This is a genomic window from Streptomyces sp. NPDC012474 (genome assembly GCF_042955185.1).
Classification (GTDB): Bacteria; Actinomycetota; Actinomycetes; order Streptomycetales; family Streptomycetaceae; genus Streptomyces; species Streptomyces cahuitamycinicus.
Genome location: NZ_JBIBEP010000005.1, coordinates 101,050 through 123,362 on the forward strand (window position 1 = coordinate 101,050; position 22,313 = coordinate 123,362).

20 protein-coding genes are annotated in these 22,313 nt (G+C 71.0%); 2 read left to right on the forward strand and 18 right to left on the reverse strand.

Annotated features, from left to right (window positions below):
- Window position 1: 1 nt before the first annotated feature.
- The 16 genes from ACFY9S_RS13390 to ACFY9S_RS13465 all read right to left on the reverse strand — a co-directional run bounded on the left by ACFY9S_RS13390 (window position 2) and on the right by ACFY9S_RS13465 (window position 18,504).
- Window positions 2-1,135, reverse strand: coding sequence for a pectinesterase family protein (locus ACFY9S_RS13390; RefSeq protein ID WP_391126887.1), 1,134 nt, complete (start codon window positions 1,133-1,135; stop codon window positions 2-4).
- A 124-nt stretch (window positions 1,136-1,259) separates the two neighbouring features.
- Complete coding sequence (locus ACFY9S_RS13395; RefSeq protein WP_391126890.1) at window positions 1,260-2,570, reverse strand: polysaccharide lyase family 1 protein; 1,311 nt, start codon at window positions 2,568-2,570, stop codon at window positions 1,260-1,262.
- A 34-nt stretch (window positions 2,571-2,604) separates the two neighbouring features.
- Window positions 2,605-3,420, reverse strand: coding sequence for a GDSL-type esterase/lipase family protein (locus ACFY9S_RS13400; protein WP_391126893.1), 816 nt, complete (start codon window positions 3,418-3,420; stop codon window positions 2,605-2,607).
- Between the two features lie 185 nt (window positions 3,421-3,605).
- A complete protein-coding gene (locus tag ACFY9S_RS13405; protein WP_391126896.1) occupies window positions 3,606-4,961 on the reverse strand; it encodes an extracellular solute-binding protein in 1,356 nt (451 codons plus the stop codon).
- A gap of 67 nt (window positions 4,962-5,028) precedes the next feature.
- Window positions 5,029-6,984, reverse strand: a complete 1,956-nt coding sequence (locus ACFY9S_RS13410) for a pectinesterase family protein (RefSeq protein ID WP_391126899.1) — start codon at window positions 6,982-6,984, stop codon at window positions 5,029-5,031.
- A 78-nt stretch (window positions 6,985-7,062) separates the two neighbouring features.
- Window positions 7,063-8,571 (reverse strand): family 43 glycosylhydrolase, encoded by a 1,509-nt coding sequence (locus ACFY9S_RS13415; protein ID WP_391126902.1) that lies wholly within the window; start codon window positions 8,569-8,571, stop codon window positions 7,063-7,065.
- Window positions 8,568-9,413 (reverse strand): DUF6807 family protein, encoded by an 846-nt coding sequence (locus tag ACFY9S_RS13420; protein WP_391126905.1) that lies wholly within the window; start codon window positions 9,411-9,413, stop codon window positions 8,568-8,570. The genes ACFY9S_RS13415 and ACFY9S_RS13420 overlap by 4 nt, the downstream gene beginning before the upstream one ends.
- On the reverse strand, window positions 9,413-10,567 hold the full coding sequence (locus ACFY9S_RS13425; RefSeq protein WP_391126908.1) for a Gfo/Idh/MocA family oxidoreductase: 1,155 nt from the start codon (window positions 10,565-10,567) through the stop codon (window positions 9,413-9,415). The genes ACFY9S_RS13420 and ACFY9S_RS13425 overlap by 1 nt, the downstream gene beginning before the upstream one ends.
- Window positions 10,564-11,862, reverse strand: a complete 1,299-nt coding sequence (locus ACFY9S_RS13430) for a polysaccharide lyase family 1 protein (RefSeq protein ID WP_391126911.1) — start codon at window positions 11,860-11,862, stop codon at window positions 10,564-10,566. Before ACFY9S_RS13430 ends, ACFY9S_RS13425 begins: the two co-directional genes overlap by 4 nt.
- Window positions 11,859-12,758 (reverse strand): ABC transporter permease subunit, encoded by a 900-nt coding sequence (locus ACFY9S_RS13435; RefSeq protein ID WP_391126914.1) that lies wholly within the window; start codon window positions 12,756-12,758, stop codon window positions 11,859-11,861. The genes ACFY9S_RS13430 and ACFY9S_RS13435 overlap by 4 nt, the downstream gene beginning before the upstream one ends.
- Complete coding sequence (locus ACFY9S_RS13440; protein WP_391126917.1) at window positions 12,755-13,690, reverse strand: ABC transporter permease subunit; 936 nt, start codon at window positions 13,688-13,690, stop codon at window positions 12,755-12,757. The genes ACFY9S_RS13435 and ACFY9S_RS13440 overlap by 4 nt, the downstream gene beginning before the upstream one ends.
- A gap of 157 nt (window positions 13,691-13,847) precedes the next feature.
- On the reverse strand, window positions 13,848-15,578 hold the full coding sequence (araD, locus tag ACFY9S_RS13445) for an L-arabinonate dehydratase (RefSeq protein WP_391126920.1): 1,731 nt from the start codon (window positions 15,576-15,578) through the stop codon (window positions 13,848-13,850).
- Window positions 15,575-16,486 (reverse strand): dihydrodipicolinate synthase family protein, encoded by a 912-nt coding sequence (locus ACFY9S_RS13450; protein WP_391126923.1) that lies wholly within the window; start codon window positions 16,484-16,486, stop codon window positions 15,575-15,577. Before ACFY9S_RS13450 ends, araD begins: the two co-directional genes overlap by 4 nt.
- Window positions 16,483-17,142, reverse strand: a complete 660-nt coding sequence (locus tag ACFY9S_RS13455; RefSeq protein ID WP_102908468.1) for a GntR family transcriptional regulator — start codon at window positions 17,140-17,142, stop codon at window positions 16,483-16,485. The genes ACFY9S_RS13450 and ACFY9S_RS13455 overlap by 4 nt, the downstream gene beginning before the upstream one ends.
- Before the next feature lie 149 nt (window positions 17,143-17,291).
- The gene (locus tag ACFY9S_RS13460) at window positions 17,292-17,897 is read right to left on the reverse strand and encodes a TIGR03086 family metal-binding protein (RefSeq protein ID WP_391126926.1); all 606 of its coding nucleotides are present in this window, start codon (window positions 17,895-17,897) and stop codon (window positions 17,292-17,294) included.
- Between the two features lie 262 nt (window positions 17,898-18,159).
- Window positions 18,160-18,504, reverse strand: coding sequence for a hypothetical protein (locus ACFY9S_RS13465; RefSeq protein ID WP_391126929.1), 345 nt, complete (start codon window positions 18,502-18,504; stop codon window positions 18,160-18,162).
- Window positions 18,505-18,506: 2 nt separating this feature from the next.
- On the opposite strand from ACFY9S_RS13465, the gene ACFY9S_RS13470 reads away from it, so the two are divergent.
- Window positions 18,507-18,824, forward strand: a complete 318-nt coding sequence (locus tag ACFY9S_RS13470) for a hypothetical protein (protein WP_391126932.1) — start codon at window positions 18,507-18,509, stop codon at window positions 18,822-18,824.
- Between the two features lie 90 nt (window positions 18,825-18,914).
- On the forward strand, window positions 18,915-20,120 hold the full coding sequence (locus ACFY9S_RS13475) for an MFS transporter (protein WP_391126935.1): 1,206 nt from the start codon (window positions 18,915-18,917) through the stop codon (window positions 20,118-20,120).
- A 26-nt stretch (window positions 20,121-20,146) separates the two neighbouring features.
- Here the strand turns inward: ACFY9S_RS13475 and ACFY9S_RS13480 are convergent, their stop codons facing one another.
- Entirely contained in the window at window positions 20,147-21,310 is a 1,164-nt protein-coding gene (locus tag ACFY9S_RS13480) for a hypothetical protein (protein WP_391126938.1), read from the reverse strand.
- Window positions 21,307-22,248 carry a 5-dehydro-4-deoxyglucarate dehydratase gene (locus tag ACFY9S_RS13485; RefSeq protein WP_391126941.1) on the reverse strand — a complete coding sequence of 314 codons (942 nt, stop codon included), beginning with the start codon at window positions 22,246-22,248 and terminating at the stop codon, window positions 21,307-21,309. Before ACFY9S_RS13485 ends, ACFY9S_RS13480 begins: the two co-directional genes overlap by 4 nt.
- Window positions 22,249-22,313 lie beyond the last annotated feature (65 nt).

Here is a 22,313-nt window from a genome sequence, read left to right on the forward strand (position 1 = left end):
GTCAGCACGCCCCCGGTGGCCGCCAGTCGCCGAGCCAGGTGGCAGGGGTCGCCGACTCGGCCTGCTCGTCGGTGAGCTGGGGCCGGTTCTCCGGGACGGTGACGACGGCGCCCGGGCCGGTGTTGTCGTACTCGGCGAAGCGCTGGTCCTGCCAGGGGTGGGCGTCCCGCATGTTGGCGTAGGGCGCGACCGCGTCGATGCCCGGGCCCAGCCAGGTGTTGCGCACCGTGAGCATCGGGCGGACGGTGGTGCTGGAGGTGGGCACCCAGGGGCGGGCCAGCTTGTAGTAGCCGTCCGGGGCCTCGCTGCTGATGTGGCTGCGCGTCACGAGGTAGCCGTGCGGGTTGGCGCTCTCCGTGGAGGGCGCGAAGACGAAGCCGTACGGGGCACCCGACGCGTCGGTGCGGTTCAGGGTGCGGAAGTGGCAGTGCTCGAAGACGGCAGCGGCCCGGCCGAAGACGAAGTCGACGTCGCCCTCGGCATAGCAGTGCGAGAAGAACTGGCGGGCGACGAGGCTCGCCGCGTTGGAGTCGGCGTACAGGGTGTCCTGCCAGCCGAGGAAACGGCAGTGGTGAAAGGCCGAGCGGTCGCCCTGCACCTTGATGGCGACGGCCTGGGTGCCGGTGATCTCGGGGTGGTCGGTGCGCAGGAAGTCGTTGGCGAAGGTGATCCGGTGGGCGGTGAAGCCGTCGCCCCGGACGGTGGTGGTGGCCGAGCCGGTCGTTCCGTAGGTGCCCGAGCCGTCCGGCTTCGGGGTACCGGCCGCGTTGTCGTAGACGATGACGACGTCGCGCGGGCCGCGCCCGGCGCCGAGCCAGGTCATCTCCGTGCGGGAGCGCTCCACGGAGACCGTCTCCCGGTAGGTGCCCGGCGCGATGACGAGGGTCCAGCCGCTGCCGCCGACGGCGGTCACCGCGGCCTGGACGGAGGTGAAGTCACCCCGGCCGAACGGGTCGACGTAGAGGGTCCTGGCGTTCAGGCGTGCGGACGGGGAGCCGTAGCGGGCGAACGGGCGGGGCGCCGCGGCGGCTCGCGCGGGGGCCTGCGCGAGGCCGAGTGCGGCGCCGGCACCGGCGGCCGACAGCAGGAAGTTCCTTCTGGACGGGGGAAGTGGAAGGCTGCGGGGTGAGGCCATGTGGGCGTTCCTTCGCCGTGCGAGTGGGTTGCGGGTGTCGGGTTCTTCCTCGCCGTGGGGGGTGGCGGGGCCGGGGCGGCGGATGCGCCCCGGCCCGGGGCAAGCGGCGCCGGGGGCGCTCGGGTCAGCGCAGGCGGCCGGCGCCCGCGCCGCGGTCGACGAGTCGCGGGATCGCCTGCGGCGGGTTGACCTGGGTGCGCAGGGTCGGCTTCCAGCCGGCTCCTGACTGCAGGGTCTCCTCGGGGATCTCCGCGTTGTGCACGGCGATCAGGTCGGTGCGCCTGCCGTTGACATAGTTGTTCTCGGCGGTCAGCGGCGCCTCCTTCCACTTCTTCAGCGTCAGGGCCGCGCTGACGCCCTTCGGGAGCGTGAAGGCGTTGTGCGTGGCGTAGAGCCGCGACTCGATGCCGATGCCGAAGCTGTAGACGTACGGCTGGTCCTTGGTCACCACGAAGTGGTTGTTGTACGAGTCGACCTGCCCGAACCGCACGCGCGGGGCCCGCTCCACGATGCCCTTGAAGCGGTTGTGGTGCAGGGTGACCTTGAGCTTGCCGGCGTCGTCCGCGGCGGCGCTGTCGCTGTTGCCGATCAGCATGGTCTTGTCGTGGTTCTCGAACGAGTTCCAGGACACGGTCACGTAGTTGGAGCCGCGCACGATGTCGGCCAGCCCGTCGTGCTGCTGGTAGATCTCGCCGAAGTACTCCGGTAGGGAGCTGTCGGGGTAGCGGCCGTCGGTGAGCGTGTTGTGGTCGATCCACACATGGGTGGAGCCGTAGACGACGAGGCCGTCGTACTCGGAGTTCCAGGCTCCGGTGGGGCCGTCGGTCGGGTCCCACTGCGGGAAGCAGTCGATCGGGGCCTCGATGGTGAGGTTGCGCAGGATGACGTTGTCCACGCCCTTGATCTGCAGGCTGCCGCCGAGGATCCCGGAGTTCTTCCCGACGCCGACGATGGTGGTGTTGGCGGGGACGCTCACCTTGATGGCCTCGCCCTGGTTGTCCGCGGACGCGTCCCGCAGGTCCTCCTGCTCCCCGCTGACCGGGGTGTCGAGGCCCCAGACGGCGGGGTCGTAGTCGGCGAGGTACTGCTGGAAGTCGTAGCCCTCGGCCTCGAAGGCCTCGCAGCCCTGGGCCACGGCGTCGATCATCCCCTTGACCTTGATGATCTTCGGGGCGTCACCGCCGGCCTTGAGGGCGGCCTTGAACTGCTCCCAGGTGGTCACGGTGTAGACGTGTGCGGCGTCGGCTGCCGAGCCACCCGTCGTGCCCGTGCCCTGTGAGGCCCAGCCGTCCTTCGCGGGGAGTACCTCGCGGCCGAGATCCCGGCCACCCGCCTGGGCGGTGGTACCGGCGGTCAGGGACAGCACCAGGGCGGTGCATCCGACGACCGCGGCGGCCCTTACTGTGGCATGCCCATGCCACCACTGTGCGTTCATGGTGCGGCTCTCCTTGTACGGGAACGGGGGCGGGTCAGGCAGTGGCTCGGGGCCAGGTGATCCAGGACTCGGGGATGTCGTCGTCCAGTCGGCGCACGTCCCGCGCCGCCAGTACCCGGGTGCGCAGCAGTTCCCGCACCGCCAGCCGCGCCACGGCGATCGCGCCGGGCGGGTTGAAGTGCGTGTTGTCCTGCTCGGTCGCGGTCCAGTTGAAGTACTTCTTCGTCTCCTCGACCCCGAGCTCCTGCCACAGCGCGATCGAGAGGGCCTGGACGTCGAGCAGGGGCACGCCCTCCGCCTCGGCGAGCGCCCGCATCGCCGCGGGGTACTCGCCGTGGGTCGTCACGGCGGTGCCCTTCGCGTCGAACTTGCGGCGTTCCACGGAGGTGGCCAGCACCGCGCGTGCGCCGCGTGACCGGGCCCCGGAGATGTACCGCCGCAGGTGGGCCTGGTACGTCGTCCACGGCTCGGTGTAGCGAGTGGGGTCCTCGGACTTGGCGTCGTTGTGGCCGAACTGGATCAGCAGGAGGTCGCCGGGCCGGATGGCCCTGAGAATGGCGTCGAGGCGGCCCTCGTCGATGAAGCTCTTCGAACTGCGGCCGTTCACCGCGTGGTTGGAAACCTTCAGGGGCGCTTGCAGGAAGAACGGCAGTGCCATGCCCCACCCGGTCTCGGGCGCGGCGTCGGCGTACTTCTGGGCGGCGGTGGAGTCGCCGGCGATGTAGAGGGTGCCGGTGCGACGGGCACCGCTGGAGGAGGAGCCCGTGGCGTGCGCGGGGGAAGCGGCGGCGACGGGGACGGCGGCGATGAGCGCCGCGGCGGCGGCAACCTGTCTGCGGGTGAGAGACATGGGGGGGTGCCTTTCGGGGCGGGGTTCGGGGGTTCTTTCGGCAGTGCCTCTTGTTTCGGGTACTCCAGGCACTCCGGGAACTGCAGGTGCGGGGAGCGCGAGACGGGGGTGGAGGCCGGCGGCGGGACGCGACTGGTGTCCGCCGCCGGCCCTCTTCGGTGGGGGTGAGGATCAGCGGGCCGGGGTCAGGCCTTCTGCTCGTCCCATTCCTTCTGGGCCTCGTTGAGCTGCTCGGCCATCTTGTCCAGGAAGTCCTTGGCGCTCATGTCGCCGAGCAGGACCTTCTGGAAGCCGGCCTCGTTGTCGGCCTTGGAGATGGTGTTCCAGTCCGGCAGGTAATACGGCAACTGGACGATGGTGGTGGAGCCGTCGTTGAGGGCCTCGGCGGCGAGCTTGGTCGGCTCGGCCTTGGAGATCCAGGCGTCCTTGGCGGCCTCCGTGTGGGACGGGATGGCGCCGGCCGACTCGTTCCACTTGGAGTTGGACTCGTGCGAGGCGGCGAACTCGATGAACTTCCAGGCGGCCTCCTTGTTCTTGGAGCTCTTGAACAGGCCGAGACCGTCGACGGGGTTGGAGACCTGAACGCGCTTGCCACCGGGGCCGGTGGGCTGTGGAATGCCCGCGAACTTGTCGGTGCCGAGTGCCTTCACGTGGTCCTGGTAGGAGCCCAGGTTGTGGTTGAGCATCCCGATCGTGCCGGAGTCCCACTGGGAGACCATCTTGGTGAAGTCGTTGTTGAGGTCGGCGGCCGGCGTGTACTTCTTGTACAGGCCGGCGTACTTCTCCAGCGCTTCGACGTTCTTCGGGTCGTTGAGGGTGGTCTTCTCCCCGCCGGCGTCCCAGAAGGACGTGATGCCGGACTGCCCGTACATGGCGTCCAGCGCCTGCGCGATGGAGCCCGCGCCGCCGCGGATGGTGTAACCGAACTCGTTCTTCTTGACGGCGGTGAGCTTCGCGGCGGCCTCGTAGAACGCGTCCCAGGTGGTGGGCGCGTCCAGACCCGCCTTGTCGAACAGATCGGTGCGGTAGTAGAGGGTGCCGTTGTTCGCGGAGGTCGGGATCGTGAACATGTTGTCGTCGGAGCCGCCGGCCACCTTGACCGACTCGACCATGCCCTCGTTGAGCTTGCCGTCGAGGGAGGACTTGGCCAGGCGGCTCTCCAGCGGCTCCAGCGCGTTCTGCGCCGCGATGCCCGCGAGCATGGCCGCGCCGACGCCGCCGACGTCCGGCAGACCGCCGCCCTGGATGGCGGTGTCGTACTTGGACTGAACGTCGGTGGAGGGGATCCCGACGTACTCGACCTTGATGTCCGGGTTCGCCTTCTCGAAATCGGCGATGATCTCCTTCCATATGTCGGTGCGCACACCGCCGTTGTTGTCCCAGAAGACGATCTTTCCGGTGCCGCTGCCCTCGGCTCCGTCGCCCCCGCCGCTGCCGTCGTCGCCGCAGGCTGTGGCGGTCAGAGCGAGCACGGCCCCCAGTGCGACGGCAGTCGACGTCCGGCGCCTTCCTGTACTGGTGCTGCGATAGCTGATCTTCATCGGTCGGCTCTCTTCTTCTGGATCCAACGGAGATGTGCGGGTGTGCGGGTGTGGGGGTGTGGGGCTGTCAGTGCCGGTGGTACGGCGCCCATCCGTCCGACCCGTTCAGGTAGCGGGCGGGGGTGTACGACCGTGCCTCGGCGTCACTCAGCTGCGGCCGGTCCGCCGTCACGGCCGCACCGGGCCCGTAGTTGCCGTACTCGGCGAACCGTGCGTCACGCCAGGAGAAGCCGCTCATGTCGGTCCACGGCGAGGCCTTGATCGCGGCGGGCAGCTTCGTGTCCCGGATCAGCACCTGCGCGATGGCGTCCGGCTCGCCGCCCGGGTGCCAGGGCCGCCCGAGGTGGAACGATCCGGCGGGTGCGTCGCTGACGATCTCCGACCGGGTGATCAGGAACCCGTTCGGGTTGTCCTTCCAGGTCGAGGCGGCGGTGATGTAGCCGTTGTTCGTCGTCGATCCCCGGGTCAGCGCCCGGATCACCGACCGCTCGACGACGGTGCTGGCCCGCCCGTAGATGAAGTCGACGTCGCCCTCGATGTACGAGTCACGGACGTAGACCCGGCTGACGGTGGTCAGCTTGGGGCTGTCGGTCATCAGGGTGTCCTGGTTGCCCAGGAAGGCGGTGTCCTCGAAGACGATCCGGTCGCCGGTCGTCTTCACCGCCAGCGCCTGCTCGCCCTTCAGTTCGTGGGCGGCCTCGTCGAAGTCGTTGCTGAAGGTGAGGTGTCGCGCGGTGACGTCGTTCGCGGCGATCCGTACGGTCGCGCTCCCGGTGGAGCCGCCGTACTCAGCGGGTGTGTCGTAGACGATGACGGTGTCGGAGCGGTCCCGTCCAGTCCCCTGCAGCAGGATTCTCGGCTTGTCCGCGGGAATGAGCACCTTCTCGCGGTAGGTGCCGGGCGCGACCGCGATGGTCACGGGTACGTCGTTGCCGGCCGGCACGGCGTCCACGGCCGCCTGCACGGTCGGGTAGGCCGCGGGGACGTGCAGCGTCACCGCCTCACCGATCCGCTCCTGCGGGCCGGAGAAGCGCTTGACCAGCGCGGGGACGGCCGCGGCCGGGTCGAGGCGGTAACCGTAGAACGCCCGTGGGTCGAAGGCGTCACCCCGGGTGTCGTGCCGCCCGGTGGTCTTCCTCAGGATCGAGCCACGCTGCACCAACTCGGCCGTGTCGTCGGCCTGATAGGGGTGCTGGACACCGTCGTAGTAGCTGTTCTCGATGACCATCTCGGTCCTGCCGCGCGCCCAGCTGCCGTACGTCCACTGCGGGTCGCCGTCGGCCACCTGGCGGGAGAAGTAGTTGTTGTACAGGTGCGCGTAGGCACAGTTGTCGGCGGACGGGTTGCGCTGTTTCGTCCCCGTGAACCAGTTGTGGTCGATGGTGATCTGCGTCTTGGCGTTCTCCGTCCAGCCGATACCGAAGGCCTTGTTGTGGTCGGCGAACCGGTTGTAGGAGACGGTGATGTACTCGCTGTCCTTGCGCACGTCGAGCAGCCCGTCGCCCATGTGCGTGAAGCGGTTGTGGTCGATCCAGACGTGGTGGACGGAGTCCATCTGGATGGCGTCGAAGTCGGTGGTCTTGCCGTCCCAGTCGCCCTCGACGTAGCTGTCGCGGATCGTCAGGTTGCGGATGATGACGTTGTGCGTGCCGGGCTTGAGGTGCAGTTCGCCGTGGACGATCTCGCCGGTGTCCCCCACACCGATGATGGTCTTGTCGGACGCCACCACGATGTTCGAGCCGAAGGGTTCGACGGCGATCGAGCCCTTGACGCGGATGACGTACGGCTCCTCGGCCGCCGCGTAACGGGCCAGCGAGGCCTGGTCGGTGACCGTGACGACCTTGCCGCCCTGCCCTCCGGTGGTGCCGCCGGCCAGGGACGCGAAACCGTGTGGCCGGTCGGTGAAGCGGTCGGCGGTCGTGGTGGTCGGCGCGGCCGGCGCGTCAGCGGTGGGGGCGGTGGCCTTCGCCTCCCCCACCGCCCCCAGACTCAGGGCAGCGACCAGGCCGAGTACCGCGGCCATGGTTCTGCCGGATCCTGGCAAGCGCTTGCTACGGAGGTGCGTCATTGCGGCTCCCAACAGGCGGGGGGGGGTGATGGGTTACAGGGGGCTGATCCGGAACTGCGTGAAGGTGGCCGCGCCGGCGTGTCCGGGACCGGCGGGCGCGAGGGCGAACAAACCGAGCAGAGCGCCGACCCAGCGCCAGGAGGTGGCGGCGAAAACCGGACCGGAGGGGCGGAAGCCGTCCCCGACGTCGCAGGAGAAGCGGCAGCGCGCCCCGGCGTCGATCTCGATGCGCAACCGGGCCCGGCCCTCGGGCGCCTCCCGGGGGTGCGCGGCGTCCCGTTCCCGGTCCGCGACGCCTTCGGCGAACCGGTGCACCAGATGCGCTGTTCCGTCCGCACCCCGCTGGAGCCCGATCCAGCCGAACGCGTCCCCGAGCACCGCGAGCCCGGCCCGGGCGCCCGGCTCGTCGCTGTGCAGCAGCAGTTCCACCTCGACGGTGCAGGGCTTGCCCGGCAACCGCTGGGTGAGCACGTTCGGCAGGGTGCGCAGGTCGTGCGCATCGACTGTCCGGACGCAGGTCAGTCGCAGTCCGTCCCCGGAGTGCTGGGTGGCCCAGCCCTCTCCCGGGTTGGCCGTCCACTGCCACTGGCGGCCGAACCGTCCGCCGGGGAAGTCGTCGTCGGTGGCGGGCGCGGAGGGCGGCTGCGGCGGCAGCGCGGGGCGGCGGTGTTCGGCGACGGGGGCTCCGTCGTCCCCGAGCACCGGCCAGCCGTCCTGGCCCCAGCGCATGGGCTGGAGGTGCACGACCCGGCCGTAGGCGCCGCGCTGCTGGAAGTGCAGAAACCAGTCCTCGCCGGACGGGGTGCGCACCCAGCCGCCCTGGTGCGGCCCGTTGACGTCGGTGTCCTTCTGCTCCAGGACGATGCGTTCCTCGTACGGCCCGAAGAAGCCGCGCGAGCGGAAGGCACCCTGCCAGCCGGTCTCCACTCCCCCGGCGGGCGCCAGGATCCAGAACCAGCCGTCGTGCCGGTAGAGCTTGGGCCCTTCGAGGGTGAACCAGCCGGGTATACGGTCGCCGTCGACGATCACCTTGCCCCCGTCGAGGAGTTCGGTTCCGTCGGGATGCATACGGTGGCCGGTGAGGCGGTTCTTGACGCCGGAGCGCGACTTGGCCCAGGCGTGGACCAGGTAGGCCTCGCCGGTCTCGTCGTCCCACAGGGGGCAGGGGTCGATCAGGCCCTTGCCCTCCTTGACGAGGTGCGGGCGGGTCCAGGGTCCCCGGACCTCAGGGGCGTTGACCTGGAAGATGCCCTGGTCGGGGTCGCCCCAGAAGATCCAGAAGCGGTCGTAGTGATACCGCAGGGAGGGTGCCCAGACGCCGCAGTCGTGGCGGGGTTTCGCGAATTCCTCCGCCGGTTCGAGGCGTTGCAGGGCGTGCCCGACCAGGGTCCAGTGGACGAGGTCGCGGGAGTGCAGCAACGGCAGGCCGGGGGCGCGGCCGAAGCTGGAGGCAGTCAGGTAGAAGTCGTCGCCGACGCGGACGACGTCCGGGTCGGACCAGTCGGCGTCGAGGACCGGGTTGCGATAGGTCTCGGCGGTCACACGCTCACCGCCTTCCGGACGAGGGCCGCGGCGGCGTCCCGGTCGAGGCGGCCGTCGGCGACGACGGTGACGAAGCGGCGGACGACGGTCTCGCCGGGTGGGACCGGTATCCGTTCGTCGTACGCGAGCGACGAGCCGACGCCCGGGTATTCGGCGGTGCGGACGAACCACGGGTCCCGGCGGGTCCGCTCAGTGGCCCCGGCGAAGACCAGCGTCCAGGTGGCGCCGGCCAGCGCGAGCCAGTCGGCGCGCCGCCCGTGCACCTCCGCCTCCCCCTCGGTGGCGGCGGTGAAGACGTCCGGGGCCTGCGGCTCCTTCCGGGCGCGCCAGAAGAACCCGCCGTACGCCGCGCCCGGGCGCCCGTTCGTCGCCGGACTGCCGATCGACAGCGGGTCCGGGGTGACGTTGGTGAGGGAGAAGGTCAGGTCCAGCGCCCAGGCACTGTCGGTGAGTTCGGTGGCCGCGACCGTGCGGCGCTCACGCAGCAGTTCGGCACCCGACGCCACCCAGCGCAGCTCCTGCACGAATCCGTCGGGGTCGCGCAGCTGGAAGGCGACGTGCCGCTGGAAGCCGTGGTTGTCCAGCTCGGTCGGGCCCTGGTCGCGGACGAAGGTGCGTCCGCCCCAGAAGTTGTGCCCCTCGACGTCGGGAACGGCGACACCGACGCCGAGGTGGTGGGCGTGGTCGGCGGGGCTGAACTCGGTGACCGCCGTGCCGGCCAGGGTGGTGACGGGGTGCAGATAAGGGCGCGGGGAGAGCCGGGCGGGCAGCTCGGGCCGGGTGACGTACCGGCCGACCGGGCGGCCCGCGACGCGCAGCACCGCCGTGTCGTGGGGCGTCATCAGGTGCTCACCTCTTTTCGGGGTCCGTTCGGGGCCGCCCAGGGGGCGCCCAGCTCGGAGTACAGGGCGAGGGTGTCGGCTGCGGCCGCGACGAGTCCTTCGATGCCGGGCACGACCCGGCGCCGCTCGTCGGGGAGCAGTCGCCAGGCGTCCGCGGGCAGCTGAGCCGGGTCGGGGGCCTGCCGGATCGCCTCGACGACCTTCATGAAGGCGCCGGTCACGTCCGGGGGGACGAGCAGGCCGGTGCCGTCGGTGAGGTGCTCGACGAGGTTCTCCAGCAGGTCGGTGCGGCCGAACTCCATCTCCTCCGGGCCGTGGCCGGCCCGCTGGAGGAGGACGCGGTCCTGCTTGTACCAGAAGGTGATCCGGCCCCGGCTGCCGTGCACGACGACGTACGGCTCGTCCGGGTGCTCGGCGCACAGGGTCGCCGCGACGGTGACCTGCAGCCCCTCGGCGGCGGCGACGCGGACGCAGGAGGTGTCGTCGGACTCGATGTCGTTGGCGCGCAGCAGTTCGGTCTCGATCCCGGTGACGTCCTCGGCGCGCGGGGCGCCGGCCAGGGCGAGGGCGGTGGCGACGGCGTGGGCGAGCGGGTTGGTCAGCGCCCCGTCGATCACGTCGACGCCGTTCAGCCTGCGTTTGCCCGCCCAGGGGGCACGCCGGTAGTACGCCTCGGCGCGGGCCCAGGCGCCGGCGCCGCCGACGCCCTGCACCTCTCCGATCGTGCCCTCGGCGACCAGCTCGCGGATCCTGGGCAGGGCGTGCGAGCCGAGCGACTGGAAGCCGATCTGGCAGGCGACCTGGGCCGCGGCGACCCCGTCGGCCATCCGGCGGTACTCGGCGAAGGACGGGGCGGGCGGCTTCTCCAGCAGCAGGTGCACCCCCCTGGCCGCCGCGGTCAGCGCCAGGTCGGTGTGGGTCGGGATCGGCGTGCAGATCACGGCGATCCGGGCGCCGGTGGTGTCCAGGAGGCCGGCGAAGTCGGCGGACTGCTCGGGGGTGCCGAGGCCCTCGGGGATCTCGTCCGCGGTCAGCGGGGTGAGTTCGCAGATCCCGGCCAGGCGGACGATGCCCTTGTCCTGAAGCCGACGGATGTTGTCCAGGTGCCAGCGGCCGTGGCCGCGCGCGCCCGCCAGGACGATGGGTACGGTCATGGGATCCTCCCTGCGCCCGCGCCGCGTGCCACCTCTCGGTCGGCCCTGACGGCACTGTCGATCTTTGTGTGCAGGGTAGGTCTCCAGCCCACGTCGGCCGTGAGGTCACGCTCGCCGGCGCTGTTGTAGGCGTTGTGAATGGCGAGCAGGTCCACCGGATAGCCGTTGAAGAGGGTGCCGCTCTGGTGCAGGGCGGTGCCGTTCCAGCTCTTGACCAGGTCGGCGGCCTCGACGTGGCCGGGTGTGGTGAAGGCGTTGTTCTCGGCGTAGAGGGCGGACTCGGTGCCCACTCCGAGGGAGTAGCGGAAGGGCGTGCCGTCGGGGACGGCGTACCGGTTGTTGTAGAGGTGCACCTGGCCGAAGCGGACCCGCGGCGCGCGTTGCACGACCGACGTGAACTCGTTGTGGTGCAGGGTGACCCGGAGCTTGCCCCGGTCGCTCGTCGCCGAGTCGCTGTTGCCGATGAGCATCGCCTTGTCGTGGCCCGCGAACCGGCTCCAGGAGACGGTGACCAGGTCGGAGGCGTTGGTGATGTCCAGCAGACCGTCGTGGCGCAGGTAGTTGCGGCCGAAGTAGGTGGGTTCCCTGTCGTCAGGGTGCCCCTTGTCGGAGAGAGTGACGTGGTCGATCCAGATGTGCGTCGCGCCGCGCAGCCAGATGTTGTCGTAGGCCGTCTTCCAGTCGCCGAGGCCGCCGGTGTTGGGCTGCCAGACGGGGAAGCAGTCGTAGGCGTCGCGCAGGTCGAGGTTGCGGACGATGACGTTGTCCGCGTCCTTCAGCTGGAGGCTTGCGCCCTTGAGGACCGCTGCGTTCCCGGGGCCGCCGAGCCCGACGATCGTCGTGTTGGAGCCGACGGCCAGCTCGACACGATCGGCCTGCCGGGCCGCCGACGCCTGGCGGGCCTCCTCCTGCGGGCCGCTGGGCTTGGCGGAGCCCCAGGTGCGGGGGTCGTAGGCGGCGAGGTACTTCTTCAGGCTGTAGCCGTCGGTGGCGTAGTCGGCGCAGTCCAGGCGGTTGCCGTCGTCGTCGGTGTTGGCGTCGATGGTCCCGGCGATCTTGATGATCTTCGGGGTGTCGCTGCCGCCGTCGAGAGCGCGGACGAGCCCGGCGCGGTCGGTCACGGTGTGGACATGGGCGTCGTCGGCCGTGGCGCCGCCGGTGGTGCCGCCCGCGGCTGCCGCCCAGCCGTCGTTCGCGGGCAGGGTGTCGCGGCTGATGTCCCGGGTCTCGGCGTGCGCGGGGACGCACAGCAGTCCCAGCAGGCAGACGGCCACGGCGAGGTGACGTGCTCTCATCCCTTCACCGCCCCTGCGCTGAACCCGGTGATCAGCCACTTCTGGATGAAGGCGAACACGATCACCACGGGCACGGCCGCGATGATGCCGCCGGCGGCGAGGGCGCCGAGGTCGACGCTGTCCGCGCCCATCAGGGTGTTGAGGCCGACCGGGATGGTCTGCTTCTGCTGGTTGTTGAGGAACATCAGGGCGAACAGGAAGTGGTTCCAGGAGTGCACGAAGGCGAAGGAACCGACGGCGATCAGGCCGGGCCGCAGCAGGGGCAGGACGACGATCCGGAAGGCCTTGAACCGGTTGCATCCGTCGACCCAGGCCGCCTCCTCCAGCGAGTACGGCACGTTCTTGATGAAGTTGCTGATCAGGATTATCGACAGCGGAAGCTGGAAGACCGTCTCGGCGAGGACGACACTGCCCAGCGAGTTGATCATCTGCAGCTCGGCGAAGATCTCGAACAGCGGGACCAGCAGCAGCGCACCGGGCACGAACTGGGAGCACAGCAGGGCCAGCATGAAGACCTGCTTGACCTTGAAGTTGAACCGGGCGAGGGCGTAGCCCCCGGCCAGCGCGACCAGGGTCGTCATCACCAGCGTGGCGATGCCGACGAGCAGGCTGTTCTGGAAGTAGACGCCGAAGCTTCGCTCGGTCCACACCTTCTCGAAGTGGTCGAAGGTCATCGGCCAGGGCACCAGGGAGGTGGAGCCGGCGGGGCGCAGCGAGAACAGCAGGATCCAGTAGAACGGGATCAGCGTGAAGACGAGGTAGATGCCCAGGGGCAGGTAGATCTGCCAGCGGGGCGCCTCGTCCCAGGCGCGGCCGGACTTGCCCGTCGGCCGCGGCGGTTCGGGGGCGGCGGGTGCGGGGGCGGTCTCGGCCTTGGTGGCCACCTTGGTGCTCACTTGTTCTCGCCTCCGAACTTGCTCATCCGCAGATAGACGATCGAGCAGAAGAGCAGGATCACGAACGCGACCGTGGTCAGGGCCGACGCGTAGCCGAAGTTGTGGGACTCGACGCTGGTGCTGGCGACGTAGAGCGGCAGCGTCGTGGTGACTCCCGCGGGTCCGCCGCCGGTCAGCGTGTAGAGGAGGTCGACGTTGTTGAACTCCCACACCGCTCGCAGCAAGGTGGACAGGATGATGGCGTCCTTCAGGTGCGGCAGGGTGATGTGCCAGAACTGCTTGATCCGGCTGGCGCCGTCGACCTCGGCGGCCTCGTAGAGGTCCTTCGAGACGGACTGGAGGTCGGCGAGGATGAGGATCGCGAAGAAGGGCACGCCGCGCCACAGGTCGGCGACGATCGCCGCCGGGAACACGGTCGAGGTGTCCGACAGCCAGCTGGTGCCGTAGGAGCCGATGCCCAGGTCGGCGAGGTAACGGGTGATGCCCGTCTGGGAGTTGTAGAGCAGCACCCAGATCGCGGAGGTCAGCACGCCGGAGACGGCCCACGGGGAGAAGACCATGGCGCGTCCCAGGCCCCGGCCGACGAAGGTCTGGTTGACGATGAGGGCCAGTGCGAGGCCGAACAGCAGTTGCAGGCCCACTTCGACGAAGACCCACTTGGCGCTGAAGGCGAGACTGTCCCAGAACAGCGGGTCGTCGGTGAAGATGCGGACGAAGTTGTCGAAGCCCGCGTAGCCGTTGCGCCACGGCTTGGTGGGGTTGTAGTTCTGCAGGCTGTAGTAGAAGACGCTGATGACCGGGTAGGCGATGAAGCCCAGCATCAGCAGGGCGGCCGGCGCGATCAGCAGGTACGGGAGCCTGCGCGGCGTGGCGGAGGCCCGGCGCCGCCGGGGTGGCGCGGGCGGTTTCGCCACGGCTGCGGCTTGGGCCATGACTGTTCTCCGTTCTCAGTACGTCGTGGTACTTCGTGCGTCGGTGCGGTCCCGGAGGAAGGGGCGGGAAGCGCTTTCTCTCCGGGCAGGGTCGTGCCGGGTCGTGCTGAGGAGCTGGGGTGGTGCCCTCGTGCGGTGGTGCGTGGCTCGTGACCGTTCAGCCCGCGTACGGGTCCTGCACCGTGCCCGGTCGGGCCAGGAACTCGAAGTCGCAGCCGGTGTCGGCCTGCGTGATCTGCTCGTTGTAGAGCGCGCCGTAGCCACGCTCGTAGCGGGCGGGCGGCGGTGACCACTGGGTCCTGCGTCGTTCCATCTCCTCGTCGTCCACGTGGAGTTGGAGGGCGCGGGCCTCGACGTCGAGGGTGATCGAGTCCCCGGTGCGGACGAGGGCGAGCGGTCCGCCGACGTACGACTCGGGGGCGACGTGCAGCACGCACGCGCCGTAACTGGTGCCGCTCATCCGTGCGTCGGAGATGCGGACCATGTCGCGGACGCCCTGCTTGAGCAGGTGGTCGGGCAGCGGCAGCATGCCGTACTCGGGCATGCCCGGGCCGCCCTTGGGGCCGGCGTTGCGCAGTACCAGCACGCTGTCGGCGGTGATGTTCAGCGCCGGGTCGTTGATCGTGCGCTGCATGGTCTTGTAGTCGTCGAAGACGACCGCGGGACCGGTGTGCTTGAGCAGGTGCTGCTCGGCGGAGATGTGCTTGATGACGGCGCCGTCCGGGCAGAGGTTGCCGCGCAGTACGGCGACTCCGCCCTCGGCGGCGACCGGGTTGTCGCGGGTGCGGATGACGTCGTCGTCGTGGACGACGGCGCCCTCGATCTGCCCTCCCAGGGTTCCGTTGACGGTGGGCCGGTCCAGGTGCAGCAGGTCGGTGATCCGCGAGAGGAAGGCGGGCAGGCCACCGGCGAAGTAGAAGTCCTCCATGAGGTACGTCTGTCCGCCTGGACGGACGTTGGCGAGCACCGGCACCGTGCGGGCGATGCGGTCGAAGTCGTCGAGGGTGAGCTCGACCTGGCAGCGTCCGGCCATCGCGATCAGGTGGATGACGGCGTTGGTGGAGCCGCCGAGCCCGAGCACCGTGGTGACGGCGTCCTCGAAGGCCTCGCGGGTGAGGATCCCGGACGGCTTGAGCGCGGTCCAGGCGAGTTCCACGGCCCGGCGCCCCGAGGCGGCGGCCATCCGCTCGTGCCCGGAGTCGACGGCCGGGATCGAGGAGGCGCCCGGCAGGGTCATACCGAGGGCTTCCGCCGCCGCGGTCATGGTCGACGCGGTACCCATGGTCATGCAGTGACCCGGCGAACGCGCCAACCCGCCCTGCAGCTCCCGCAGTTCGCAGTCGGTCAGGTTGCCGGCGCGGTGTTCGTCCCAGTACTTCCACATGTCGGTGCCGGACCCGAGGGTCTCACCGCGCCAGTGACCCGGCAGCATCGGCCCCGCGGGCACGAAGAGCGCCGGCACGTCGGCCGAGGCCGCGCCCATGAGCAGCGCGGGCGTCGACTTGTCACAGCCGCCGAGCAGCACCGCCGCGTCGATCGGGTACGACCGCAGCAGCTCCTCCGTCTCCATGGCGAGCAGGTTGCGGTAGAGCATCGGGGTCGGCTTCTGGTACGTCTCGGACAGCGTGGCGACCGGGAACTCCAGCGGGAAACCGCCGGCCTGCCACACCCCCCGCTTGACCGCCTCGGCCCGCTCGCGCAGATGGACGTGGCAGGGGTTGATGTCGGACCAGGTGTTCAGGACGGCGATCACGGGGCGGCCGAGGTACTCCTCCGCCTCGTAACCGAGCTGGCGCATACGGGCGTTGTGCGACCAGGTGCGCAACTGGCCCTCGGCGCCGTACCACTGGTGGCTCCTGAGCTCCTCGGGACGCAGCCTGCCGGTCATATCGACCACCCCGCGGCGATCGCGGCGACCTCGGCGCGTTCACTCTCCGGTAGCGCCCTGCTCGGCGGCCGGACCTCGCGGCGGCACAGGCCGAGGGAGGCGAGGGCCTCCTTGACGACCGTGACGTTGTTGGCGGAGCCGCTGTCGGCGCGCAGCTCCTCGAAGCGGCGGATCTGCTCCCAGACCTTCATCGCGGCCCGGTAGTCGCCGGAGCGCAGCGCCTCGATCATGTTCAGCGAGACGGCCGGGGCGACGTTCACCAGCCCCGAGGTGAAGCCGGTGGCACCGGCGGAGAAGTAGGAGGGGGCGTACGGCTCGGCGAGCCCCGCCACCCACACGAACCGCTCAAGCCCCGCGTCCCGGGCGAATGCGGCGAATCTGGCCGCGTCGGGGACGGCGTACTTCACGCCGATGACGTTCGGGCAGGTGTCGGCGAGTTCGGCGAGCCGGGCACCGGTGAGCTGCGCGTTGCGGATGTACGGCACGACGCCCAGCTCGGGCACGGCCTCGGCGATGGCACGGTGGTAGTCGACCCAGCCGGCCTGTGAGACGTACGGGTGGACGGGCTGGTGGACCATCACCATCTGGGCGCCGAGCTCCCGGGCGTGCCGGGCGGAGGCGACGGCGGTCGGGATGTCGTGTCCGACGCCGACCAGGACGACGGCCCGCTCCCCCGCCTCGTCGATCGTCAGCTCCGTGACGAGCCGGCGCTCTTCGGGGGTCAGGGCGTAGAACTCACCGGTGTTGCCGTTCGGGGTGAGGGTCGTGATACCGCCGTCGAGCAGACGGCGCAGCAGGGCCCGGTGGGTGTCCTGCGCGACGGAGCCGTCCTCGGCGAACGGGGTCACCGGGATCGCCACCACGTCGGCCAGGGCCGCCCGCTGGGTCTCGAACGCCACCTTGCTCATTCCTGACCTTCCTGTTCCGGTCCCGCCTGGGGGAAAGCGCGCTCTACGAAGGACGCGATGTGGGCGTGCAGGGCGCGTGCCGCGCCGTCGGCGTCACCGTCGAGCGCGAGCCGCAGGATTTCCCGGTGCTCGCCGGCCTCCCGCTCCCAGGAGGGGGAGGCGGCCCAGGCGACGGCGGAGACCAGGGCGGCCTGGTCGCGGACCTCGTCGAGCATCCGGCCGAGCAGCGGGTTGCCGCACGGCAGGTACAGGGCGCGGTGGAACTCCCGGTTGGCGAGGGAGCGTTCGGCGGTGTCGGTGGCGTCGTCGGCCCGGGTCAGCGCCTCGCGGGCGACGTCCAGGGAGGCGCCTCGCCGCACGGCGCGCCGCAGCGCCTCCGGCTCCAGCAGCAGCCGTACGTCGTAGACCTCGCGCGCCATGTCCGCGTCCACCATGCGCACGGTGACGCCCTTGTACTGGCTCATCACGACCAGCCCGGTCCCGGCGAGGGTCTTGAGCGCCTCGCGCACCGGGGTCTTCGACACCCCGAACTGTGCGGCGAGCTCAGTCTCGACCAGCGCCTGCCCGGGCGTCAACTGCCCCGTGAGGATGCGGTGTTTGATCCCCTCCAGCACGTACTGCGTGCGGGAGGGGATCGGCGTGGGCACAGAGGTCATGCGCGCCTCTCGGATCTCGCGTCTCGGTGGATCGCGTATCGGATCTCGCGTATCGCGTCTCATATATGACGTACGAAGTACGACGCGATGACGGTAGGAGGGCGCGTTTGTTTCGTCAATGCTTCCGGCAAAGAAACTGCAACCGCTTTCTACGGTCTGGGCGCCCATTCGGGGTCCCGCCCGCTGAGCCCCACCGCCCGGGCCAGCAAAGATGCCCCCGGCTCGACCGTGACGACGGGCCCGAAGATGGCACCGCGGTCGGGGTCGTCGACGGACGCCGCGAGGAAGTTGTGGCAGACCCGGAGCGCGGCCGGGTCGGGGTCGTACCGCTGACCGGTGGCGCGGGCCAGGTCCCAGCCGTGGACCACCAGCTCGTCGGTGGCGACGAGAGCGGCGATCTCGCCGGGCAGGTCCACTCCCCCCGCCCGGGTCATGCCGGTCCAGGCGGCCGGGTCGCGCCAGGCCTCGGCCAGTTCGGCGAGGACCTTGGGCAGCTCCTCGCGCCATCCGGGTGCGAGGTCCGGGAGGGCGGACTGCGGGTCGGTGTCGGTGGTGACACCCAGGTCCTTGCGGCCGGCGTCGCGGAAGGCGACGGCCAGCCCCGCCAGGTGGCCGAGCAGGTGACGCACCTCGTACTCGGCGCAGGGCGTGGGCCCCGCCAGCTGCTCGTCGGTGACACCGGCGACGAGCCGCGCCAGCTCCTCCGTCTGGGGGCCGAGGTCGAGGGTCGTGCCGGTCCCGGTGATGTCGGTCATGCGAGCTCCTCAGGGTGTGGTCCTGGGAGGTAGACCGACACCGGCCGCGGAACTCATCGCCCGCACTTCTCCGCTCCTCGCCGGTGTGAGGGGCGTGGTGGGGCGGCCCAGCGGGCAGGACGCCGCGCCCGAGGCACTGCCCGGGAGGCTGCGCCCCCCTTGGGGTGGGGTGCTCACCGGCGTCGCGTTTTCAGGGTCGGGTGCCCACCGGCGTCGCGCCTTCAGGGTCGGGTGCCCACCGGCTCGCCTGTCCTGTCGTCCCTCAGCGGTACCGGACGACGTGCAAGCGGTGGACTCCCGTCGGGTCCAGGACGGCCGGCTCGCCCGACGAACCGTCGACCAGGACGACGCCCTCCTCCAGACGGAGCGCGTTCACCCACTGGCCGACGGCCTCGCGGCCCCGGCCGTCCGTCCGGCGAGCCCAGATCGGGGCACGCGCTGCGACCGGCAGTGCGGAAGCCGCCTCGACCGCAGCCGCCCGGTCCTGGTGCTCGGACACGGACAGCACGGGGCCGAGCTCGGCGAGCGTCGGCTCGAACCACGCGGCGCGGGCGGGAGCCGGCCTCCCGTCGTGAAAGTGCTGGTCAAACGGGTTGCTAAGGTCCACGCATGACGCGTCTGAAGATCGAGATATCAGTCCCCGAGAGTCACGTGGAGAGCGTGATCGAGGCTCTCCACGCGGCGGGCGCGGGACGGGTGGGCGGGTATGCGCGGTGCTCCAGCATCTGGAAGGTGACTGGCAACTGGCAGGCCCTGCCCGGCTCACAGCCGTACGACGGTGAAGTGGGCGTCGTACAACACAGCGAAGAGTGTCGGATCGAATCGGTCTGTGATGCGGTCCAGGCCCGTTCTATCCAGCAGGCCGTTCGCGACGCCCATCCCTACGAGGAGGCAGTCATTCACTTCCTGCCCCTGTACGAGCCGTAGGCGACAGCGGTCGGACAAACGGCTCCTGGCGCTTCACTAAGGCACCTGCCCGATCCCGCCCCCCGGTCCTTAGCCCCACGATGACCAGGTATGACGAGCAAGACGAACAATCCGACCCGGCCGCTCGTGCGCGTCCTGCGCGACCGGGACGCAGGGCTCTGTCTCGCGGGCGTGGTGGTGTCCGGCTTCGGTACCTCGGCGCTGTGGCTGGTGTCCGGCGTGTGGGTCAAGGACCTGACCGGCTCGGACGGCCTGGCCGCGTTGTGCATGCTCGCCATGTGGCTGCCGGCCCTGGCCGGGCCGCTGCTGGGCACGCTCGCCGACCGGGTCCGTCGCAAGCCGCTGCTGACCGGCGTGAACCTGCTGCTGGGCGCCCTCGTGCTCACCCTCGTGAGCGTCGACGCCCCGGGCGACCTCTGGCTGCTGTACGCGGTGCTGTTCGTGTACGGCGCGGCGGGCGTCGTCGCCGACGCGGCCGAGTCGGCGCTCGTGGCGACCGCCGTCGACCGGTCCCTGCTCGGCGACTTCAACGGCCTGCGGATGACGGCCACCGAGGGCATGAAACTCCTGGCCCCGCTGGCGGGCGCGGGTCTCTACGCGGCGTACGGCGGCGCGAGTGTCGCCCTGCTGGACGCGGCGACGTTCGTACTGGCCACAGGCCTGTACGCGGCGCTGCGCGGGCGGGAGGACAGGCCCGCCCGGCCCCAGGACGGACACCGGCGGCGGACCGTCGAGGGTGGCCGCCACCTGTGGGCGCACCCGGTGCTGCGCCCCCTGGTCCTGGCGGGCGGCGCCACGATGTTGTGCGCCGGCCTGAACGGGGCGATGGTGTACGCCGTCGTGGACGGCCTCGGGCACCTCCCGGCGTACGCCGGTGTGCTGTACGCCGTGCAGGGCGCGGGTTCGGTCGCGGTCGGCCTGCTCTCCGGCCCCGCTCTGCGCCACCTCGGGGCGCGGCGTTTCGCGGCCTCGGGCATCGCCCTGCTGGCGCTCGCGGTGGCCCTGCGGGCGGTGCCGTCCGACCCGGTGGCGCTGGTGTGCAGCGCGGCGATCGGCGCGGGGCTGCCCGCGGTGCTGATCGCCACGCTGACGTCCGTGCAGCGCGAGACGCCGGGTGTGCTGCTGGGCCGGGTCACGGCCACCGCCCACACCCTGGTGTACACACCGAACGTGATCGGGCTGGCCGCCGGGGCGGCCCTGGTGGAACCGGTGGGCCACCGGCCGGTGCTGGTGGCCCTGGGCATGGCCCTGCTGATGACCGCGGCGCCACTGTTCCCATCCCCGGCCGGAGCCTGAGCCGTCACCCACCGGTGCCCCCGCCGTCAGAGCCCGGCGAGGGCGGAGCGGACCGTCTCCAGATCGTCGTCGGACGCCAGCCCGGCGTGATACAGCCGCAGTTCGGTGGCGCCCAGCCGCCGTGCCTCGGCGACGTCGGCCGCGAGGGTGCCGGGGCTGCCGCCCATCCCCGAGACGACGGTGAAGTTGGCGGCGATGACGGCACCCTCGCGTCCCTGCCGCGCGAACGGCGTGAGGGTGCCGGTGCCGCCCGCGCAGGGGACGACCACACCGTCCGCGACGGACAGGATGTGCGCCGGGTCGACGCCGGGGTTGGCGCCGACGTGGTACGACACGGGGTCCGCGTGCAGCAGCACCCGGAAGCCGTCGGGAGCGGCGGCCCGGACCGCCGCGACGGCCTGTTCCTGGAGTGTGCGGGCGGTTTCGTCGCGGTACGCGCGCGTGGTGTTCGCGAGCGTCTCGCCGAGGAGTTTTTCGACGCCCGCCCAGGCTCCGTCGGAGGGCGCTCCCTGCCACACCGGCTCCAGCGCGGTCCGTACGGCGGCCGCCAGCCGGTCGGCGTCCAGGCCGTGCCGGCCGTAGCCCTCCCGGCAGGACAGGCAGAAGCACAGCGCCATCAGGTACTGCCCGGCATCCCCGAGGCCGACGCCGCCGGTCTTGTCGTGGGCGTGCAGATGCTGGAGGCCGTACCAGCCGAGGGACTCCAGCTCGGTGCCGCGCGCCCCGGGCCGGACGGCGGCCTCGGCGGCGAGGTCGGTCAGGTACGCGCGCGTGGCGGGCTGTGCGATGCACGGCGCCCAGGGGTAGCGGTCGCCGTAGGCGTTGACGACCGAGGTGTGCGGGTGCTCGGCGCCCATGCGGGAGTTGTGGGCGAGGACGACCCAGGTGTGTACGTCGAGCCCGGCGTCGGTGAGCGCGTCGGCGGCCTCGCCGAAGGCGTCTCCGGGGGCCCAGGCGCCGGCCGCGTAGGGGCGCAGTTCGCGCCCGGCCCAGCGATCGTCGGCCGGGTACAGCACGGCGGCGTGCTCGGCCGTGACGATGCGGTGGCGCGGGTGGCGGGGCGTGAGGGCGCGCGTGGAGTGGTAGGCGGCGGCCAGGGTCACCTGCTCCACGCCGAGCGCGGCGATCCGCGCGGGTGCCTGCGGGTCCCCGTTGACGTCCCAGGGGTAGACGAATGCCGACGCCTTCACTTGGCCTCCTCCAGCAGCGCGTAGCCGCGTTCGATCACTTCGGCGAGCTGCTTGACATGATCCTCGGCCGGCTCGTGCAGCGGGGGCCGCACCTCCCCGACGTCGAGGCCGCGCAGCCGTACACCGGCCTTGACCAGGGCGACCGCGTAGCCGCGGCCCCGGTCGCGCAGTTCGACGAACGGCCGGTAGAAGCCGTCCAGCAGTTTCCCCACGGTGGCGTCGTCGCCGGTCCTGAGGGCCTGGTGGAAGGCGAGGGCGATCTCCGGTGCGAAGCAGAACACGGCGGACGAGTAGAGCGTGACACCGAGGGCGCGGTAGGCGAGCTGGGTCTGCTCGGCGGTGGGCAGGCCGTTGAAGTAGAGGAAGCCGCCCGGGACCTCGGAGCGGACGGCGCTGACGACGCGCTGCATGAGGTCGAGGTCGCCGAGCCCGTCCTTCAGGCCGATGATCCCGTCCGTGCGGGCCAGGGCGACGACCGTCTGCGGGGTGAACACGGCGTTGTCGCGCTGGTAGACGATGACCGGCAGGGCGGTCGCGGAGGCCACCTCCCGGTAGTGCCGCAGCAGCCCCTCCTGCCCGGCGACGACGAGGTAGGGCGGCATGGCGAGCAGCCCGTCCGCGCCGGCGGCGTCGGCGAGGCGGGCGTAGCGCACGGCGAGCGCGGTGCCGTACCCGGTGCCCGCGACGACCGGCACGCGCCCGTCGGCGGCCTCGACCGCGGCCCGTACGCAGGCCTCGAACTCCTCGGGCGTCAGCGCGTGGAACTCGCCGGTGCCGCAGCAGGCGAACACGGCGGCGGCTCCGGCCTCCACCCCGCGCCGGACGTGCGTGCGGTAGGTGTCGAGATCCACGGAACCGTCGGGTCCGTAAGCGGTGACCGGGAAGAACAGCGGCCCGCTGGGGATGTCGAGTCGAGTGGCGAGAGGGGCTGGCGTCACAAGCTCTCCCGGTTCCATATTCATGATTGGCGTCTATATTTCTGAACAACTCCACGCTAAGGTGC

Bases quoted from the DNA above. Each gene is read 5' to 3' on its own strand.
- ACFY9S_RS13390 (WP_391126887.1), bottom strand. From the start codon at position 1,135: ATGGCCTCACCCCGCAGCCTTCCACTTCCCCCGTCCAGAAGGAACTTC.
- ACFY9S_RS13395 (WP_391126890.1), bottom strand. From the start codon at position 2,570: ATGAACGCACAGTGGTGGCATGGGCATGCCACAGTAAGGGCCGCCGCG.
- ACFY9S_RS13400 (WP_391126893.1), bottom strand. From the start codon at position 3,420: ATGTCTCTCACCCGCAGACAGGTTGCCGCCGCCGCGGCGCTCATCGCC.
- ACFY9S_RS13405 (WP_391126896.1), bottom strand. From the start codon at position 4,961: ATGAAGATCAGCTATCGCAGCACCAGTACAGGAAGGCGCCGGACGTCG.
- ACFY9S_RS13410 (WP_391126899.1), bottom strand. From the start codon at position 6,984: ATGGCCGCGGTACTCGGCCTGGTCGCTGCCCTGAGTCTGGGGGCGGTG.
- ACFY9S_RS13420 (WP_391126905.1), bottom strand. From the start codon at position 9,413: ATGACGCCCCACGACACGGCGGTGCTGCGCGTCGCGGGCCGCCCGGTC.
- ACFY9S_RS13425 (WP_391126908.1), bottom strand. From the start codon at position 10,567: ATGACCGTACCCATCGTCCTGGCGGGCGCGCGCGGCCACGGCCGCTGG.
- ACFY9S_RS13430 (WP_391126911.1), bottom strand. From the start codon at position 11,862: ATGAGAGCACGTCACCTCGCCGTGGCCGTCTGCCTGCTGGGACTGCTG.
- ACFY9S_RS13440 (WP_391126917.1), bottom strand. From the start codon at position 13,690: ATGGCCCAAGCCGCAGCCGTGGCGAAACCGCCCGCGCCACCCCGGCGG.
- araD (WP_391126920.1), bottom strand. From the start codon at position 15,578: ATGACCGGCAGGCTGCGTCCCGAGGAGCTCAGGAGCCACCAGTGGTAC.
- ACFY9S_RS13450 (WP_391126923.1), bottom strand. From the start codon at position 16,486: ATGAGCAAGGTGGCGTTCGAGACCCAGCGGGCGGCCCTGGCCGACGTG.
- ACFY9S_RS13455 (WP_102908468.1), bottom strand. From the start codon at position 17,142: ATGACCTCTGTGCCCACGCCGATCCCCTCCCGCACGCAGTACGTGCTG.
- ACFY9S_RS13460 (WP_391126926.1), bottom strand. From the start codon at position 17,897: ATGACCGACATCACCGGGACCGGCACGACCCTCGACCTCGGCCCCCAG.
- ACFY9S_RS13470 (WP_391126932.1), top strand. From the start codon at position 18,507: ATGACGCGTCTGAAGATCGAGATATCAGTCCCCGAGAGTCACGTGGAG.
- ACFY9S_RS13475 (WP_391126935.1), top strand. From the start codon at position 18,915: ATGACGAGCAAGACGAACAATCCGACCCGGCCGCTCGTGCGCGTCCTG.